The 15,784-nt window shown below is 67.8% G+C and carries 14 protein-coding genes and 1 pseudogene; 11 read left to right on the top strand and 4 right to left on the bottom strand.

The window, feature by feature from the left end; all coding sequences use genetic code 11:
• On the top strand, positions 1-1,225 hold a 1,225-nt coding region (locus tag AC1DBQ_RS15045), incomplete at its 5' end, for an ROK family transcriptional regulator (protein WP_476929271.1).
• Between the two features lie 53 nt (positions 1,226-1,278).
• On the opposite strand, the gene AC1DBQ_RS15050 is transcribed toward AC1DBQ_RS15045, so the two are convergent.
• Complete coding sequence (locus tag AC1DBQ_RS15050; protein WP_476929272.1) at positions 1,279-1,482, bottom strand: hypothetical protein; 204 nt, start codon at positions 1,480-1,482, stop codon at positions 1,279-1,281.
• 425 nt (positions 1,483-1,907) lie between these two features.
• On the opposite strand from AC1DBQ_RS15050, the gene AC1DBQ_RS15055 reads away from it, so the two are divergent.
• Complete coding sequence (locus AC1DBQ_RS15055; RefSeq protein WP_476929273.1) at positions 1,908-2,909, top strand: methylenetetrahydrofolate reductase; 1,002 nt, start codon at positions 1,908-1,910, stop codon at positions 2,907-2,909.
• A 46-nt stretch (positions 2,910-2,955) separates the two neighbouring features.
• Positions 2,956-5,307, top strand: a complete 2,352-nt coding sequence (gene metE, locus AC1DBQ_RS15060) for a 5-methyltetrahydropteroyltriglutamate--homocysteine S-methyltransferase (protein WP_476929274.1) — start codon at positions 2,956-2,958, stop codon at positions 5,305-5,307.
• Positions 5,308-5,474: 167 nt separating this feature from the next.
• Here metE and AC1DBQ_RS15065 read toward each other — a convergent pair whose 3' ends face one another.
• Positions 5,475-5,981 (bottom strand): DUF2004 domain-containing protein, encoded by a 507-nt coding sequence (locus AC1DBQ_RS15065; RefSeq protein WP_456509532.1) that lies wholly within the window; start codon positions 5,979-5,981, stop codon positions 5,475-5,477.
• Positions 5,982-6,080: 99 nt separating this feature from the next.
• Between AC1DBQ_RS15065 and AC1DBQ_RS15070 the strand changes: the two genes are divergently transcribed.
• A complete protein-coding gene (locus AC1DBQ_RS15070) occupies positions 6,081-7,502 on the top strand; it encodes an aldehyde dehydrogenase family protein (RefSeq protein WP_476929275.1) in 1,422 nt (473 codons plus the stop codon).
• Positions 7,503-7,516: 14 nt separating this feature from the next.
• On the opposite strand, the gene AC1DBQ_RS15075 is transcribed toward AC1DBQ_RS15070, so the two are convergent.
• Positions 7,517-7,738 (bottom strand): hypothetical protein, encoded by a 222-nt coding sequence (locus AC1DBQ_RS15075; RefSeq protein ID WP_344366155.1) that lies wholly within the window; start codon positions 7,736-7,738, stop codon positions 7,517-7,519.
• A 50-nt stretch (positions 7,739-7,788) separates the two neighbouring features.
• Positions 7,789-8,709, bottom strand: coding sequence for a LysR family transcriptional regulator (locus tag AC1DBQ_RS15080; RefSeq protein WP_476929276.1), 921 nt, complete (start codon positions 8,707-8,709; stop codon positions 7,789-7,791).
• Between the two features lie 352 nt (positions 8,710-9,061).
• Here AC1DBQ_RS15080 and AC1DBQ_RS15085 point away from each other — a divergent pair, with 352 nt between their 5' ends.
• The 7 genes and pseudogenes from AC1DBQ_RS15085 to AC1DBQ_RS15115 all read left to right on the top strand — a co-directional run.
• Entirely contained in the window at positions 9,062-10,516 is a 1,455-nt protein-coding gene (locus AC1DBQ_RS15085) for an NAD(P)/FAD-dependent oxidoreductase (protein ID WP_476929277.1), read from the top strand.
• Positions 10,513-11,289 (top strand): DUF1365 domain-containing protein, encoded by a 777-nt coding sequence (locus AC1DBQ_RS15090; RefSeq protein WP_476929278.1) that lies wholly within the window; start codon positions 10,513-10,515, stop codon positions 11,287-11,289. Before AC1DBQ_RS15085 ends, AC1DBQ_RS15090 begins: the two co-directional genes overlap by 4 nt.
• Positions 11,290-11,291: 2 nt before the next feature.
• Positions 11,292-12,752: a class I SAM-dependent methyltransferase gene (locus tag AC1DBQ_RS15095; RefSeq protein WP_476929282.1), complete on the top strand. Its 1,461-nt coding sequence runs from the start codon at positions 11,292-11,294 to the stop codon at positions 12,750-12,752.
• On the top strand, positions 12,749-13,987 hold the full coding sequence (locus AC1DBQ_RS15100) for a class I SAM-dependent methyltransferase (RefSeq protein ID WP_476929279.1): 1,239 nt from the start codon (positions 12,749-12,751) through the stop codon (positions 13,985-13,987). The genes AC1DBQ_RS15095 and AC1DBQ_RS15100 overlap by 4 nt, the downstream gene beginning before the upstream one ends.
• A gap of 484 nt (positions 13,988-14,471) precedes the next feature.
• Positions 14,472-14,717: a glutaredoxin-like protein NrdH gene (gene nrdH / locus AC1DBQ_RS15105; protein ID WP_476929280.1), complete on the top strand. Its 246-nt coding sequence runs from the start codon at positions 14,472-14,474 to the stop codon at positions 14,715-14,717.
• 54 nt (positions 14,718-14,771) lie between these two features.
• The gene (gene nrdI / locus AC1DBQ_RS15110) at positions 14,772-15,287 is read left to right on the top strand and encodes a class Ib ribonucleoside-diphosphate reductase assembly flavoprotein NrdI (RefSeq protein ID WP_476929281.1); all 516 of its coding nucleotides are present in this window, start codon (positions 14,772-14,774) and stop codon (positions 15,285-15,287) included.
• 62 nt (positions 15,288-15,349) lie between these two features.
• Positions 15,350-15,784: pseudogene (locus AC1DBQ_RS15115) on the top strand (class 1b ribonucleoside-diphosphate reductase subunit alpha); the annotation flags it as partial.

Below are 15,784 nucleotides of genomic sequence, written 5' to 3' on the forward strand. Positions count from 1 at the left end.
GCGAGGGACCAACCTCCCCAAGATGGGTGATTTCAACCTCACGGTTATCCTGGACGCCATCCGGCGCGCGCCGGGCGGCATGAGCCGTGTGGAGCTGGCCCAGATCGTCGGACTGTCGCCGCAGACCATCTCCAATATTTCCCGCCGGCTGCTKGACCAGCACCTGATCGTCGAGGMCGGGAAGGAGGGCACCGGCCCGGGCAAGCCGCGGACCATGCTCCGGCTGAATCCCGCCGGGATGTACGCCGTGGGCGTCCACCTGGACCCGGCCGTGGTCACCTTCGTCCTGCTGGACCTGCTCGGCGCCGTCGTCAGGCATTCACGGATCGCCACCCCGCCCGGCACCGATCCCCGGGCGGTCATTGACACCATCGCAGCCGAAATCAACGGCCTCATCACCGAATCCGGCGTGGACCCGGCCCGGATCGCCGGGCTGGGGATTGCCTCCCCGGGCCCTATCGACCTCAACGACGGCGCGGTGGTGGACCCGCCGCTGCTGCCCGGCTGGGACAACGTCCGGCTCCGGGACGCCCTTGCCGAAGCCACCGGCCTGTCCACCCTGATGGACAAGGACGTGACCAGCGCAGCCGTGGCAGAAACCTGGGCGGGCGGCCCGAGCGGCGAGGGCAGCTTCATCTTCATGTACATGGGGACCGGGATCGGCTGCGGGATCGTCCTCAATGACGAAGTCGTCCGCGGGACCTCGGGCAACGCCGGGGAAATCGGGCACATCGTCGTGGACCCGGACGGCGCCCTCTGCGATTGCGGGCAGCGTGGCTGCGTGAAGGTCTCCGCCATTCCGCAGGTCCTCGTGGCGCAGGCCGAGGCGGCCGGGGTCCTGGACGGCTCGCGCGAGGACCGGAGTGCGCCGGCAGTACAGGAGCGATTCGCCCAGTTGTGCGAACTCGCCTACGGCGGAAACCAACAAGCCATGGACATCATCGCCGGTTCCGCTGTTCTCGTGGCCCGGGCAGTCTCGGTCGTCACCAATGCCCTGGACGTTGACCGCGTGGTGTTCGGCGGCCCGTTCTGGGCGTGCCTGTCGGCGGCCTATCTGGAGCAGATTCCCGGACTCGTCGAGGCCAACAGCGMCACCCGGAAAATCCACGGCATTGAGGTCGTGGGCACGGGCGTGGGGGACGACGTCGGCGCCGTCGGGGCAGCCTGCCTCGTGCTGGAGCACACCCTGGCACCCCGCTCGCAACGGCTCCTCCTGGAGGGCTGACGCCCTCGGGGCTGAGCGCCGGCGTGCTGAGGCCCTGGCGTGAGAGCCAGATTTCAGTCGATATCCTCGATAACTGTCCCGAACGGGATGGTCTCGTCCAGATGCGCCTGGTGGCCGGTCGGGCCGCGGTTGTAGGACACCCGCACCCCGTGCGTCTTTTCCGCGGCTGACTGCATGAGGACGGGCCGGACGGTATTGATGAAGCTCTCGCTCTTGCCGGCGAGATACTCCTGGTAGGTGGCTGGTAGCTGAATCATGGCAAAAGGATAGTCCTGAGCAGGGTCGATGGGGAGGGCCGCAGGACAGGGCCGCGCAGCAACGGAATCAGCCTCTCCGGCGAACATTGTTCTGCCCCGCCCGGAAATTAGCCGTAAAGGTGCGTCTTAATTCGGACGCCGACTTGAAGCGGGCCGTGCCGGGCCTCTAGAGTTCTAAACAAGTTACCTCAGTAACGTGTCAGCGATCCTCCGCTGAAGGCCGGCCCTTGGAAAAATTCACGGGCAGCCCAGGAGGGTGTGGGTGCCCCCATGTGGGCCTGACATTTGCTCACGGACAGCTTCGTATCAGGCGTACCAGTCGCGACTGCGCCCTGCAGAAGTTTCCTCCGTGTTCCCCAAACTCATTCATTGGCGGCAGGCCCTTTTCCGGGCATTTCCGGCAGTGTTCACAGCCAAGGACGCAAATGTCACCACCTAGCCTTATTGACCCCCATCCGAATCTGGCCGGCCCGGCTCCCGTCGCTCTGTCCTATGAGCTGTTCCCGCCGCGGTCGGCCGCGGCCGCCGAATCGCTCTGGACCACCATCGGCGAACTCGAAGCCACGGACCMGGACTACGTGTMGGTAACGTACGGCGCCAGCGGCTCCAACCGCAGCACCGCCGTCGAGCTCATCAACCGGCTCGTGCAGGAAACCACGCTGCGCCCCCTGGCCCACCTGACCTGCGTGGGGAACTCCCCGGAGGAACTGGCGGAGATCATCGGCGAACTGCTCGACGTCGGGGTCCGCGGCATTCTTGCCCTGCGCGGCGACCAGCCGAAGGACGGCGCAACCCCGCCGCCGGGATCGCTMCGGTACGCCCAGGACCTGATCGAACTCATCCGCCGCGTGGAGCAGCGCCGGTCGGCGCTGCTGTGCGCCGGAAAAGTCGCGGTCGGCGTCGCCGCCTACCCGACCCGGCACCCGGAATCCCCGAGTGAGGCGCACGACGTCGAGGTCCTTCTGGCCAAGCAGCGCTCCGGCGCCGACTTCGCCATCACCMAGGTCTTCTTCCACGCCGAGCAGTACGCGGACCTCCTGACCCGGGCACGCCGGGCCGGGGTGACGATCCCGATCATTCCCGGCGTCATGCCGCTGACCAGCCTCCGCCGGCTCGCCCGCCTCGGCGAACTGACCGGAGTGGAACCGTCGCCGGGACTCATCGAGCGCCTCGCCGCTGCCGATACCGACGCCGAACGGACCCGGATCGGCGTCAGCGCCACGGTGGACCTCGCCAATGCCGCCCTGGACGCCGGAGCACCCGGCATCCACCTCTACACGTTCAACGAGCACGCCGCCGCCCTGGACGTGCTGGACAAACTCGCACTGCCCCGGCCGCGAAGCGGCAACCGGCAGGGGGGAAACCGGCACAGCGGCGGACGCATCAACGCGTCCCGGCGTGCCGCCGCCCGCCAGCTCGCCAGCTGACCACCCCGACTTCGTCATCTGTCAACGACCACTTCAAGGACTTTCCATGACTGAACAGCTCACCACACCCTTCCCGTCGGCCTCGATCCTGGGCTACCCCCGCATCGGCCGCCGCCGCGAACTCAAGAAGGCCGTCGAGGCGTACTGGGCCGGCACGATCGACGCCGCCGCCCTGGACACGGCCGCCAAKGAKATCCAGCTCGGCACCGCCAAGCGCCTCCAGAGCCTCGGCCTGACCGAAGCAGCCGCCGTCCCCGGCACCTTCTCCTACTACGACCAGGTGCTCGACGCCGCCGCCCACCTTGGCGCCGTGCCGGCCCGCTTCGGCAACCTCCTCAACGCCGACGGCCAGCTGGACATCGACGGCTACTTCACCCTGGCCCGCGGCAACAAGGACCAGCAGCCGCTGGAAATGACCAAGTGGTTCGACACSAACTACCACTACCTCGTKCCGGAAATCGGCCCGGAGACCAGCTTCGCACTGACCTCCAACCGGATCGTCGAGGAATTCGAGTACGCCCTCGCCAACGGTGTTMAGACCCGCCCGTACATCGTCGGCCCGGTGACGTTCCTGCTGCTGAGCAAGGCGTCCGACGACGCCCCGGCCGGCTTTAGCCCGCTGTCCCGCCTCGAGGACGTCCTCCCCGTCTACACCGCACTGCTTCAGAAGCTTGCCGCCGCCGGCGCCAGCTGGATCCAGCTCGACGAGCCCGCCCTCGTGGTGGACCAGGACACCCCGGCCGAGGAAATCCAGGCCGCCGTCGCCCGCTCCTACGAGGCCCTCTCCTCCGCCGCCCAGCGCCCGCAGCTGTTCGTCTCCGCCCCGTACGGCGCGCTCAACGGCCAGCTCGGCACYCTCGCCGCCACCGGCATCGACGCCCTGCACCTGGACGTCTTCAAGGKCGAGGTTCCCTCCGCCGCGGCCCTCGCCGCGCTGGGCACCAAGACCCTCGTCGCCGGCGTCGTGGACGGCCACAACATCTGGCGCAACGACCTCGCGGCCTCCGCGAAGAAGGTCGCCGAGCTGCAGAAGTCCGTGGCCAAGCTCGCCATCAGCACCTCCACCTCCACCCAGCACGTCCCGCACGACGTCGACGAGGAAGCCCAGCTCTCCGAGCAGCTGCGCAGCTGGCTCGCCTTCGCCGACCAGAAGGCCGTCGAAGTCGTCACCTTGGCCGGACTGCTGACCGACCCGGCAACTGGTGTTCAGTCGAGGGATGTCCAGCCGGCCATCGACGAGGCCACCCGCGTCATCGCCTMCCGCGCCGAGGCAGAGGGCGTCCGCCGCGCCGACGTCCGGGCCCGCACCGCCGCCCTGACCGACGCAGACTTCAACCGCTCCGCTTACGCGGTCCGCGAATCCGCCCAGGAGAAGGCACTGCACCTGCCGCCGCTGCCCACCACCACCATCGGCTCCTTCCCGCAGACCGCCGAGATCCGCACCGCCCGGGCCCGCGCCAACCGCGGTGACCTCACCACGGAGCAGTACGAGCAGCTCATGAAGGACGAGATCAAGCGCGTCGTGGAGCTGCAGGAAGAGCTCGGCTTCGACGTCCTGGTCCACGGCGAGCCCGAGCGCAACGACATGGTCCAGTACTTCGCCGAGAACCTGGAAGGCTTCGACGTCACCGTGCACGGCTGGGTCCAGTCCTACGGCTCGCGCTGCACCCGCCCCTCGATCCTGTGGGGCGACGTCACCCGCAGCGCCCCCATCACGGTGAAGTGGGCCGAATACGCGCAGTCCCTGACCAACAAGCCGATGAAGGGCATGCTCACCGGTCCGGTCACCATCCTGGCCTGGTCCTTCGTCCGCGACGACCAGCCGCTCGGCGAGACCGCCAACCAGGTGGCCCTGGCCCTCCGCGACGAGATCGCCGACCTCGAAGCCGCCGGCATCAAGGTCATCCAGGTGGACGAGCCCGCCCTGCGCGAACTCCTCCCGCTGCGCAAGGCAGACCAGGCCGCGTACCTGGACTGGTCCGTGAAGTCCTTCCGCCTCTCCACCGCCGGTGCCGACGACGCCACCCAAGTCCACACGCACCTGTGCTACTCCGAGTTCGGTGCCATCATCGACGCGATCGACGGCCTCKACGCCGACGTCACCTCTATCGAGGCCGCCCGCTCCCGCATGGAKGTGGTGCACGACCTCGAATCCCACRGCTTCKGCCGCGGCGTGGGCCCGGGCGTCTACGACATCCACTCGCCCCGCGTCCCGGGCGAGCAGGAAGTCACCGAGCTGCTCAGCACCGCCGTCAAGCACGTCCCGTCCCGCCAGCTCTGGGTCAACCCGGACTGCGGCCTGAAGACCCGCGGCTACGCCGAGACCGAAGAGTCCCTGCGCAACCTGGTCACGGCCACCAAGACGGTCCGCGCCKAACTGCTGGAAGCAGCCAAGTAACAGCCGGCTGAACTGAACACCAGCTGAATTAACGACGCCGGCCGGTCACCTYGCRAGGTGACCGGCCGGCGTCGTACGTTTTCTGCTCATCGACTGCTGAGAAACCGCCGTTTTGAGCCCCCAAAAGGGCCGTTGCGGAGCAGCCGATTCGGGGTTTCCCGAGCGATTCAGGATTCCCAGAGGATTTCGTCGTCGACGACGCCGTCCTCATCCGCGGAGGCCACCAGGACCTCGTCGGTGAAGTGCTGGCCCAGGGTGAAGTCAAGGACGAAGTAGCGTTCCGGCTGGCCGGGGTAGATGCCCACGTGGCCGAGTTTGAGTGCCTTGAGGAAGACCTCGTCGGTGAGCTGGCTCTTGTCCTCGACGCCGAAGATTTTCTTAAGGTGCTCGTCCTTGATCGCGTTGCAGTGGAAATGGCGGTATTCCTGCGGACTGGTGCCCTCCTGAGAGAGCTCCTCGGCGATCATTTCGCGGACCTGGTCMACGAGTTCAGGCAGGAAGCGCAAGCGGTAGTCAACTTTATGCATGGCAGCTTCGTCGAAGTGATCATGCGCGTTGACATTCAGGTCAAGCTCCACGGTCTGGCCCGCCAGCTCATGCGTGGCGGTGAGATTATGGTCCCTTCCGTGGTTGAGCTCGACCTCGCCGAAGTGCTTGCTCGCTACCTTGTTCATATCATCAACATAGTCCTGAAAACCGGACCATTCCAGCATTGGCAGGCTTTTATCCGGTACCGGACCGGTGGAGTGGCCTCGGGACTGTACATTGATCGGATGCAGACCGTAGCCACTTCCGTTGCCCGTGCCCGGGCCTGGTTCGACGCCGGCACCACCCGTCCGCTGGCCTGGCGGCTGGAGCAGCTAAGCAGCCTGCGGCGCATGCTCGCGGACCGCCACGCGGACTTCGCCGCGGCCCTCGCCAAGGATTTGGGCAAGCACAACACCGAGGCGCAACTGACGGAGATCGGCTTCGTTGCCGCCGAGGCCGCCCACCTGGCGCGGCACCTGGAAGACTGGCTCCGGCCCCGCCCCGTGCCGGTGCCGCTCACCGTGCAGCCGGCCCGTGCCTGGACCGAACTCACCCCGCTGGGCGTGGTGCTGGTGATCGGGCCGTGGAACTACCCCCTGCAGTTGCTGCTCGCCCCGCTGGCCGGGGCCCTGGCCGCCGGGAACACCGCGGTGCTCAAGCCGAGCGAACATGCCCCGGMCACCTCGGCCGCGCTGGCCCGGTGGATTCCGGAGTACCTGGCCGGCGCCGCCGAGGTGGTGGAGGRCGGCATCCCGGAAACCACAGCGCTACTGGCCGAACGCCTCGACCACATCTTCTTCACCGGCGGAGAGGCCGCGGCCAAGGTGGTGATGCGCGCGGCCGCCGAACACCTGACACCCGTGACGCTGGAGCTCGGCGGCAAGTCCCCGGCCTACGTGGACGCGTCCACGGACCTGGCAACGGCGGCGAAGCGGATCGCCTGGGGCCGGTTCATGAACGCCGGCCAGACGTGTGTCGCCCCGGACTATGTCCTGGCCCCGGAGGAGGTCCTGGAGCCGCTGCAGGCCGAGCTGATCGAGGCCGTCACGGCGCTCTTCGGCACGGACCCGGCAGCGAGCCCGTCCTACGGCCGGATTGTCGATGACCGTCACTTCGGCCGCCTCGCTGCCCTGGCCGACGGCAGCACCGTCGTGCACGGCGGKGAACGCGAYGCCGCCAGCCGCTACTTTGCGCCCACCCTGCTCCGGCCGGCACCGGGGGACACCGTCATGGCGGAGGAAATCTTCGGTCCGCTCCTGCCGCTGGTTCCCGTGCAGGGGGTGGACGAAGCCATCGGGCTGGTCAACGGACGCGCCAAACCGCTGGCGCTCTACGTGTTCAGCAAGGACCCGCTGACGCGCCGCGCCTTCGCCGAGCGGACCTCGTCCGGGGCCCTGTGCTTCGACGTCCCGGCGGCCCACCTGTCCGTCCCCGGGCTGCCGTTCGGCGGCGTCGGCGGCAGTGGCATGGGCGCCTACCATGGGGAACATTCGGTCCGGACGTTCTCGCATGAGCGTCCCACGCTGGACAAGCCGCTGAGGCCCGACACCCTGGAACTGATCTACCCGCCGTACACCCGGGCCAAGCAGGGGATCATCAACGCGCTGGTGGCGCCGGTCCGAAAGCAAGCCCGAAAGACGGCCCSAAAGCCGGCCCCGAAGCGCTGAGCCGCGCCGCCGGGCTACCCGGCCGGCTCGCCCTCCCAGTCGACGTTGACCCAGCGCTGGCCTTCGTCGTCCCAGGACTCGGTGTGCCCCAGCAGGGCAATGTCGTCAAAGCTGGCCTCGATCCCGTGTCCGCGGAGGGTTTCGCGGAGCTCTTCGGTGGCCGCGCGGACGGCCGCGGCGACTTCCTCGGGGTTGTCGGAGGCAACGGGACGGGAGGCTGAATAGGTTTGGCTCATGGACCCCATCCTCATCGATCGGGCGCCGCAGGGGAACCCCTGCGGCGCGCTCAGTCCTTGCGCGCGGTCTCCAGCTTGTGCATCGTCTCGCCCAGCAGCTCCACGAACAGCTGGACCTGGGCGGTCCGCTTCTCGTTGAGCAGCAGTGCGAAKACATTGCGGGCCAGCCGGATCTCCGGAACGTCGAGGACCACGACGCCGGCGKGCCGGTGCAGCAGGGCGAGCTCGGGGACCAGAGCGGCGCCGAGGCCCGCGGCCGCCATCTCCAGGCTCGCGTGGAAGTCATCGCTGTACGCCACCACCCGGGGGTGCAGATTGCAGCTGGCGAAGAGGCGTTMGATCACCGTGGCGTCGGAGGTGCCCGGGTGGTGCATGATCCACGGCATGTCCGAGAGGTGCGGGGCAGCCACCTTGGAATCCGTGMCGATGCCCCAGGCCGCCGGCAGCACCACCCGGAAGTCGTCGTCGCCGATCCACTGCCGGTCCACCGTGTGCGGCCAGGCGAGGCCCGACTGCCCCACCTGGTACACCAGGGCGACGTCGAGTTCGCCGCCGGTCCGCAGGCCCTGGATGGTCTGGGCCGGTTCCGCGACCGAGACCCTGAGGTCGATGCCGAGCTTCTTCCAGGCCGGGTTCCGCAGGATCGGCGGCAGCACATAGGTGGCCAGGCTGGGGAAGATGCCCAGGCGCAGCTCCTGGCTGGTGCTGTCCTGTGCCCGCGACRCGGCGGCCATGAGCGTCTCGATGTCGGTCAGCACTTTGGCCGCGTGCCGCGTCATGACGACGGCGGCTTCCGTCGGCTGGATGCTGCGGGCGGAGCGATGGAACAGCGTGACGCCGGTGTCACGTTCCAGTGCCGACATTTGCTGGGAGACGGCCGAGGCGGTGTAGCCGAGCCGGGCCGCGGCGGCGGCAAACGATCCCAGCCGGATCACTTCCACAAGGGTCCGCAGATGAACGGGGTTGATCAAGGGCTGCCCTTCGCCTGGTAGCGGGTCCACTGCAACGGGAACGGAATGGCGGGACCGGAAATCCCGCTTCATTGTGGCACACCCGGTCCTGCCGGTGGCGCCTGGTCTCACCCCGCACGGTCCGCGGCTTCCCGGCGGGGCCCGTCCGGAATGTCTGCGCGGCCCGGCGGCGCGGATGCAGGAGAATCCGTGGGGTCAGKACAAGTTTTCAGATACCACCAGCACAGCTGGCGGGCCCCGGGGGGAGGCCGTCACAGGAGCCGAAAAAAATGCCGAACTCATACTCATCCGGCGCCCCGGCGGCGACGAATTGCCCGTAGGACCTTTTTGGCGAGACAACAGGAGCAGACCAATGGCACAAGCAGCAGGGATTCCGGCAGGCCGGCGCGTTGCCGTCATCGGCAGCGGCGTGGCGGGGCTGACCGCCGCGTATGTGCTGAACGGGCAGGACCGGGTGACCCTCTTCGAGGCGGACTCCCGGCTTGGCGGGCACGCCCATACCCATGATGTTCCGCAGCAGGGCGGCCCCACCCTGGGCGTGGACACCGGCTTTATTGTCCACAACGAGCGGACCTATCCCACGCTCCTGCGCTTGTTCGCCGAGCTCGGCGTCGAAACCCAGGACTCGGAAATGAGCATGTCCGTCCGCTGCGACGGCTGCGGCCTGGAATACGCCGGCGCCCGTCCCAACGCGAGCGGCATCATTCCCCGGCCGTCCACGCTGCTGCGCGGCCGCTACCTGCGCATGCTGCTGGAAGTCACCCGGTTCCACCGCCGGGCCCGCGCCCTCCTGGCTGAACCGGCAACGGTAACCCCCGCCGGCCCGGGTTCGGCCGGGACGGGGCACGAGCTGACCCTGGGGGAGTTCCTGGCCCGGGAGAAGTTCAGCAGCTACTTCATCTCGCACTTCATGACCCCCGTGGTCAGCGCCGTCTGGTCCTGCGACCCCACCACCGCCCTGGCCTACCCGGCCCGCTACCTGTTCACGTTCCTGGKCCACCATGGCCTGCTCGGCGTCAAAGGCTCGCCGCAGTGGCGGACCGTCACCGGCGGCTCGCGCAGCTACGTCGACAAGGTCGCCGGGACCCTGCCGGACATCCGGCTCTCCAGCCCCGTCACATCCGTGCAGCGGCACGCCGGCGGCGTCGACGTCACGTCCGCACAGAGCGCGGACAGCACCGGCGGCGACACCGTCACCGAAACCTTTGACGCCGTCGTGATCGCCACCCACCCGGCGCAGGCCCTACGCATGCTGTCCGATGCCTCGGCCGCCGAGAGGGACGCCCTGGGCGGCATGCCGTACTCGGTGAACCAGACGATCTTCCACCGCGACGCAGCCGTGCTGCCGGCCAGCCCCAACGCCCAGGCCTCCTGGAACTACCGCCTGCCGTCCTGCGAAGCCCGCCCGGACAAGGTCCTGGTCAGCTACGACATGACCCGGCTGCAGCGGCTGGAGCCCGTGGACGGCGGCCGGTATATCGTCAGCCTCGGCGAATCGGAGCTGATCGACCACACCACGGTCCTGGACCGCATGGTCTACGAGCACCCGCAGTACACGCCCGAGTCGCTCAAGGCCCAGGAACGGATCCTCGGGCTCGKCGACGAACGCCTGGCCTTCGCCGGCGCCTACCACGGCTGGGGATTCCACGAGGACGGCGCCCTGTCCGGCCTCAAGGCCGCCGCCCGGCTGGGCCGCGACTGGGACGAGCTCCCGGTCAACATCGGCGCTGTCAATACCGGTACGGCGGCCGTGGACCCGGACCTCCAGCCGGCCGCTGTTCCGCTGGCCACAGTGGAGGCGTCATGAGCGACCCGGCGACCACCCACACAGCCGACACCCAACTGGCCGCCAACCACCGCGCAGCGATCTACCGCACCTCAATCTCGCACGTGCGGCGCACCCCGCTGCACAATGCGTTCACCTACCGCAGCTACAGCTGGTACGTGGACGTCGACCACCTCCCGCAGCTGCCCCGGCCGCTCCGGCCGCTGGCCGGCTTCCGGGTGGTGGACCACCTGGGCGACCCGGACGGCACCCTGCGCGGCAACGTGGAACGCTACCTTGCCACCCAGGGGATCGGGCTCGACGGCGGACGCATCACGATGCTCGCCAGCGCCCGGGTCTTCGGGCACKTATTCAACCCGCTGAGCGTGTTCTGGTGCCATGACGCCGCCGGCGCGCTGCGCTGCGTCGTCGTCGAAGTCCACAACACCTACGGCGAACGGCACTGCTACCTCCTCGAAACGGACGGCACCGGCCGGGCGAGCGTGCCGAAAGCCTTTTACGTCTCGCCGTTCAACKACGTCGACGGCCAGTACCGCATGAAGCTCCCCGAACCCGGCGACCGCCTCGCCGTCTCGATCGTCCTGGAGCGGGAAGGCCACCAGCCCTTCATCGCCACTATGGACGGCGTCCGCCACGAAGCGACCCTGCGGAACATCCTGTCCGCAGCGCTCGCGGTACCCCTGGCCCCGCTGCGCGTCACCGCTCAGATCCGCTGGCAGGGCATCAAACTGTGGGCGCGCCGCCTGCCCATCATCAAAAGACCACACCACCCTTCACAGGAGGCAGTTCAGTGACAATGACCGAAGCGACCGGATCCGGTACGGGACGGACAGAGGGCACCGCGCGCACCAGCGCCAACACCGCGGGAGCGGTGACCAGTGCGGTGACKGGCACCGTGCCGTACACGGTTCCCCGGGCGCCCGTCACCATCGACCCGGCAATCTGGCCCAGCATCGCCACCGTGCCCACAAGCCTCAAGGCCCGCGTGGCCGGACGCGCCGCGGACGCCATCTTCAAGGCCGCCGTACGCTCGCTGCCGCTGGCCGTCCGGTATCCGGACGGCACTGTGCTGGGCAAAGCCTCCCTTGGCCAGGCGCCCGGCGGCACCGCGTACCCCGTGATGACCATCAACCGKCCCGAGGCRTTCGCCGCCCGGCTGGGCGACGGCGGCCTGATYGGCCTGGGCGAGTCCTACATGGCCGGCGACTGGGACGCCGACGACCTCACCGCCGTCATGGAGGTCTTCGCTGCCCGCGTCGGCACGTTGGTTCCCGAACCGCTGCAGAAGCTCCGCGGCCTCTACCTGCCGCGGCAGCCGCGCAAGGAACGCAACACCGAAAAGAACACCCGCTCCAACATCTCGCGGCATTACGATCTCTCCAACGAGCTCTTCGCCTCTTTCCTGGACAGCACCATGACGTACTCCAGCGCGCTGTTCCCGGAAAGCGGCGACGCCCTGCGGACCGTGGCCTGGGACGGCCTCGCCGCCGCGCAGCAGGCCAAGATCGACCGGCTGCTGGACAAGGCGGGCRTGAAGGAAGGCACCCGAGTCCTGGAAATCGGCACCGGCTGGGGYGAACTCGCCCTGCGTGCCGCCGCCCGCGGCGCCACCGTCTACTCGGTCACGCTCTCCAGCGAGCAGCAGGAACTGGCCCGCCAGCGCGTCGCCGACGCCGGCTACGCCGATGCCGTCACGATCGAGCTCAAGGACTACCGTGCCGTGGAGGGCGAGTACGACGCCGTCGTCTCGGTCGAAATGATCGAGGCCGTCGGTTTCGAATACTGGGCCACGTACTTCCAGACGATCGAGCGCGTCCTGGCCCCCGGCGGCAAGGTAGCCATCCAGGCCATCACGATCGCCCACGACCGCCTCATGGCCACCCGCACCAGCTACACCTGGGTGCACAAGTACATCTTCCCCGGCGGCGTCATTCCCTCCGTCCGGGCCATCGAGGACATCACCGAGAAGCAGACCGGACTGCGCGTCCGCGAACGCCTCGCCATGGGCGAACACTACGCCCAGACCCTGCGGCTCTGGGAGGAGCGATTCATGGGCCGGGCCGAGGAGGTCGGGGCCATGGGCTTCGACGCCATCTTCCAGCGGATGTGGCTGTTCTACCTGTGCTACTCCYGGGCCGGCTTCGAGACGGGCTACCTCGACGTGCAGCAGATCGTGCTGGACTCTGCCTTTACAAACACTGCCTCCTCCAAGACAACCTCCTCCAAGTCTGCCACCGCCAAGGGCGCGGCCGCATGACGGCGGCGCTCGCTGACACCATCGCCGAGGTCCTGCGGCCCGTCGTCGGCGGGGAACTGCCCGTCCGGCTCGTCGTCTGGGACGGCAGCGAGACCGGCCCGTCCGGCGCGCCGGTGGTCCGACTGAACTCGCCCGACGCCATCCGCCGCCTGCTGTGGGCGCCGGGKGAGTTGGGGGCCGCCCAGGCGTACGTCACCGGTGAACTCGACGTCGACGGTGACCTCAATTCCACGCTCGAGCACCTGTGGAAGGTAGTCCGTGACCGCGGCCTCTCAGGTATCCGCCCGACGCCGGCCCTGCTGGCCGGCGTMGGGCGGATCGCCAAAACCGCCGGCGCCCTGGGCGCCCCGCMCCAGCCCCCGGCCAGTCAGGCACGGGTCAGGGGCCGGCTGCACAGCCTGATGCGGGACCGGGCGGCCATCAGCCACCACTACGACCTCAGCAACGACTTCTACGCCCTGATCCTGGACCCGCAGATGGCCTACTCCAGCGGTTACTGGACGGACAGCTCACCCGGGTACGGGCTCGAGGACGCCCAGCGGGACAAGCTGGACCTCGTCTGCCAAAAGCTCGGCCTGGCCCCGGGGATGCGGATGCTCGACGTCGGCTGCGGCTGGGGCTCGCTGAGCCTGCACGCCGCGCAGCACTACGGCGCCGACGTCGTCGGGGTCACCCTCTCGGTGGAGCAGAAGGCGTTCATTGACGCCCGCATCCGGGAACGCGGGCTGGAAGGACGCATCGAGATCCGGGTCCAGGACTACCGCGAGATCCCGGACGGGCCGTTCGACGCCGTCGCCTCCCTCGAGATGGGCGAGCACGTCGGCCAGCGCAACTACCCCGTCTACGCCGCCGCCCTGTTCGGCAACGTCAGGCCCGGCGGCAGGGTCCTGGTGCAGCAGATGTCCCGGAACGGCAAGCACCCCGGCGGCGGCCCGTTCATCGAGTCCTTCATCGCCCCGGACATGCACATGCGCCCGGTGGGGGAGACCCTGGGCTTTTTGGAGKATGCAGGGTTCGAGATCCAGGGGGTGCAGGGCATGCGCCGGGACTACGTCCGGACGCTGGAGGCCTGGTACGCCCGGTTCGAGGAGAACCATGACGCCGCCGTCGCCATGATGGGCGAGGAAATCGCCCGGGTCTGGCGGCTGTACCTCGTGGGCGCGTTGCGCAGCTTCGCCGAGGCCCGGATGGGCGTCGACCAGATCCTCTGCAGCCGGCCCGAACCCCTCGGGTAGCCTCCCAGGGTCCCCCGGCGACCCGGCAGCTCCCCGTGGCGCCGGTMACTGCGGACTGTTGGAACGCGCGGTGTTAGAACAATCACGATCCGATGAGGGGGACACCACGGTGTCCGCCTCATTCGTGTTCCCGGACACCGGATGTAGTGGCCGGCACCACCACCGGACACCCCCGGACACCCCCGAAAACGGGCGCGACACGCCGTCTGCGGTGCGACACGCGGGGGCGATTAATGTGGCTAACTACTCCACAGGGTGTGGATTTCGTCCGCCAAAACAGCTGAATTCCGGACATTTGGCGGGCCCCCTCCTGTGGATTATCGGTGGGTTAAATGACATACTTGTAATACATCATCTTGGGGTCCACGTGAGGCTCTTGCACTACATGTAGTATCGACATACAGTTCCAGCAGAGCATCAGCGCGGGGCAGTCGGAGCCGGGGAAGCGCTCCGAACAAGACTTTCAACAAAGGGGACAAGGACCATGACCGTTACGGTTTACACGAAGCCGGCCTGCGTTCAGTGCAACGCGACCTACCGCGCGCTGGACAAGAAGKGCATCGCCTACCAGAGCGTCGACATCTCCCAGGACGCGGAGGCCCTCGAACGCCTGAAGTCCMTGGGCTACATGCAGGCCCCGGTCGTCGTCACCGACCAGGACCACTGGTCCGGTTTCMGCCCGGACAAGATCGAAGAACTGGCGCAGGCMGCCGCCGTCGCTGTAGCCTGAAGCGCTCCGGACGCCGCTACCAGGCAGGATTTGACGGTAGATGAGGTGAGTCCAATGGTTGTGACAACTGAAGATCGGGCAACTACTGAAGATCGGGCGGCCKCCACGGCTGACAGCGGGGAAGCGGTCAGCACAGCGGCTCCCGAGCTCACCCACAGCCGCCTCATCTACTTTTCCTCCACCTCGGAAAACACCGCACGTTTCGTCGCGAAACTGGGCGTCGACGCCGCCAGGATCCCCCTCTACCCGAGGGACGCTCCACTGGCGGCCCGGGAACCCTACGTTCTGGTGGTGCCGACCTACGGCGGCACCGGGGGAGAGGGATCTGTTCCAAAGCAGGTCATCAGGTTTTTGAACAACCCGGGAAACCGGAAGCTGATCCGCGGAGTGATCGGGGCCGGCAACACGAATTTCGGGGATAACTACTGCATGGCCGGGGACATCATCGCCGCAAAATGCAACGTCCCCCACCTATACAGGTTCGAACTCATGGGCACGCCGGAAGACGTCTCCCGTGTACAACAAGGATTGGAAGAGTTTTGGACACGACTGTCGCAGACAAAACAGTAACCGGGGGCACAGGCTCCCACGGGGGCACCGCCACGGCTGTTGAGAAGCAGGAAAAGCACGAGATGCCGGCCGCATACAAGGGCCTGGGCTACCACGAGCTCAACGCCATGCTGAACCTCTACGGCCCCAACGGCGAGATCCAGTTTGAGGCCGACCGCGAGGCAGCGCACCAGTACTTCCTGCAGCACGTGAACAACAACACCGTGTTCTTCCACGACCTCGAGGAAAAGCTCGACTACCTCGTCAAGAACGAGTACTACGAGCGCGAAACCCTCGACCAGTACACGATGAACTTCATCCKCGAGCTCTTCAACCGCGCGTACAAGAAGAAGTTCCGCTTCGAGACCTTCCTGGGCGCGTTCAAGTTCTACACCTCCTACACGCTGAAKACGTTCGACGGAAAGCGCTTCCTGGAGCGCTACGAGGACCGCGTCTGCATGGTGGCTCTGCACCTGGCCCGCGGCGACGAGAAGCTCGCCACCCAGATGGTCGACGAG

It is taken from the genome of Arthrobacter sp. 10T413_2, from assembly GCF_056394205.1.

Bases quoted from the DNA above. Each gene is read 5' to 3' on its own strand.
- AC1DBQ_RS15050 (WP_476929272.1), bottom strand. From the start codon at position 1,482: ATGATTCAGCTACCAGCCACCTACCAGGAGTATCTCGCCGGCAAGAGC.
- AC1DBQ_RS15075 (WP_344366155.1), bottom strand. From the start codon at position 7,738: ATGAGCCAAACCTATTCAGCCTCCCGTCCCGTTGCCTCCGACAACCCC.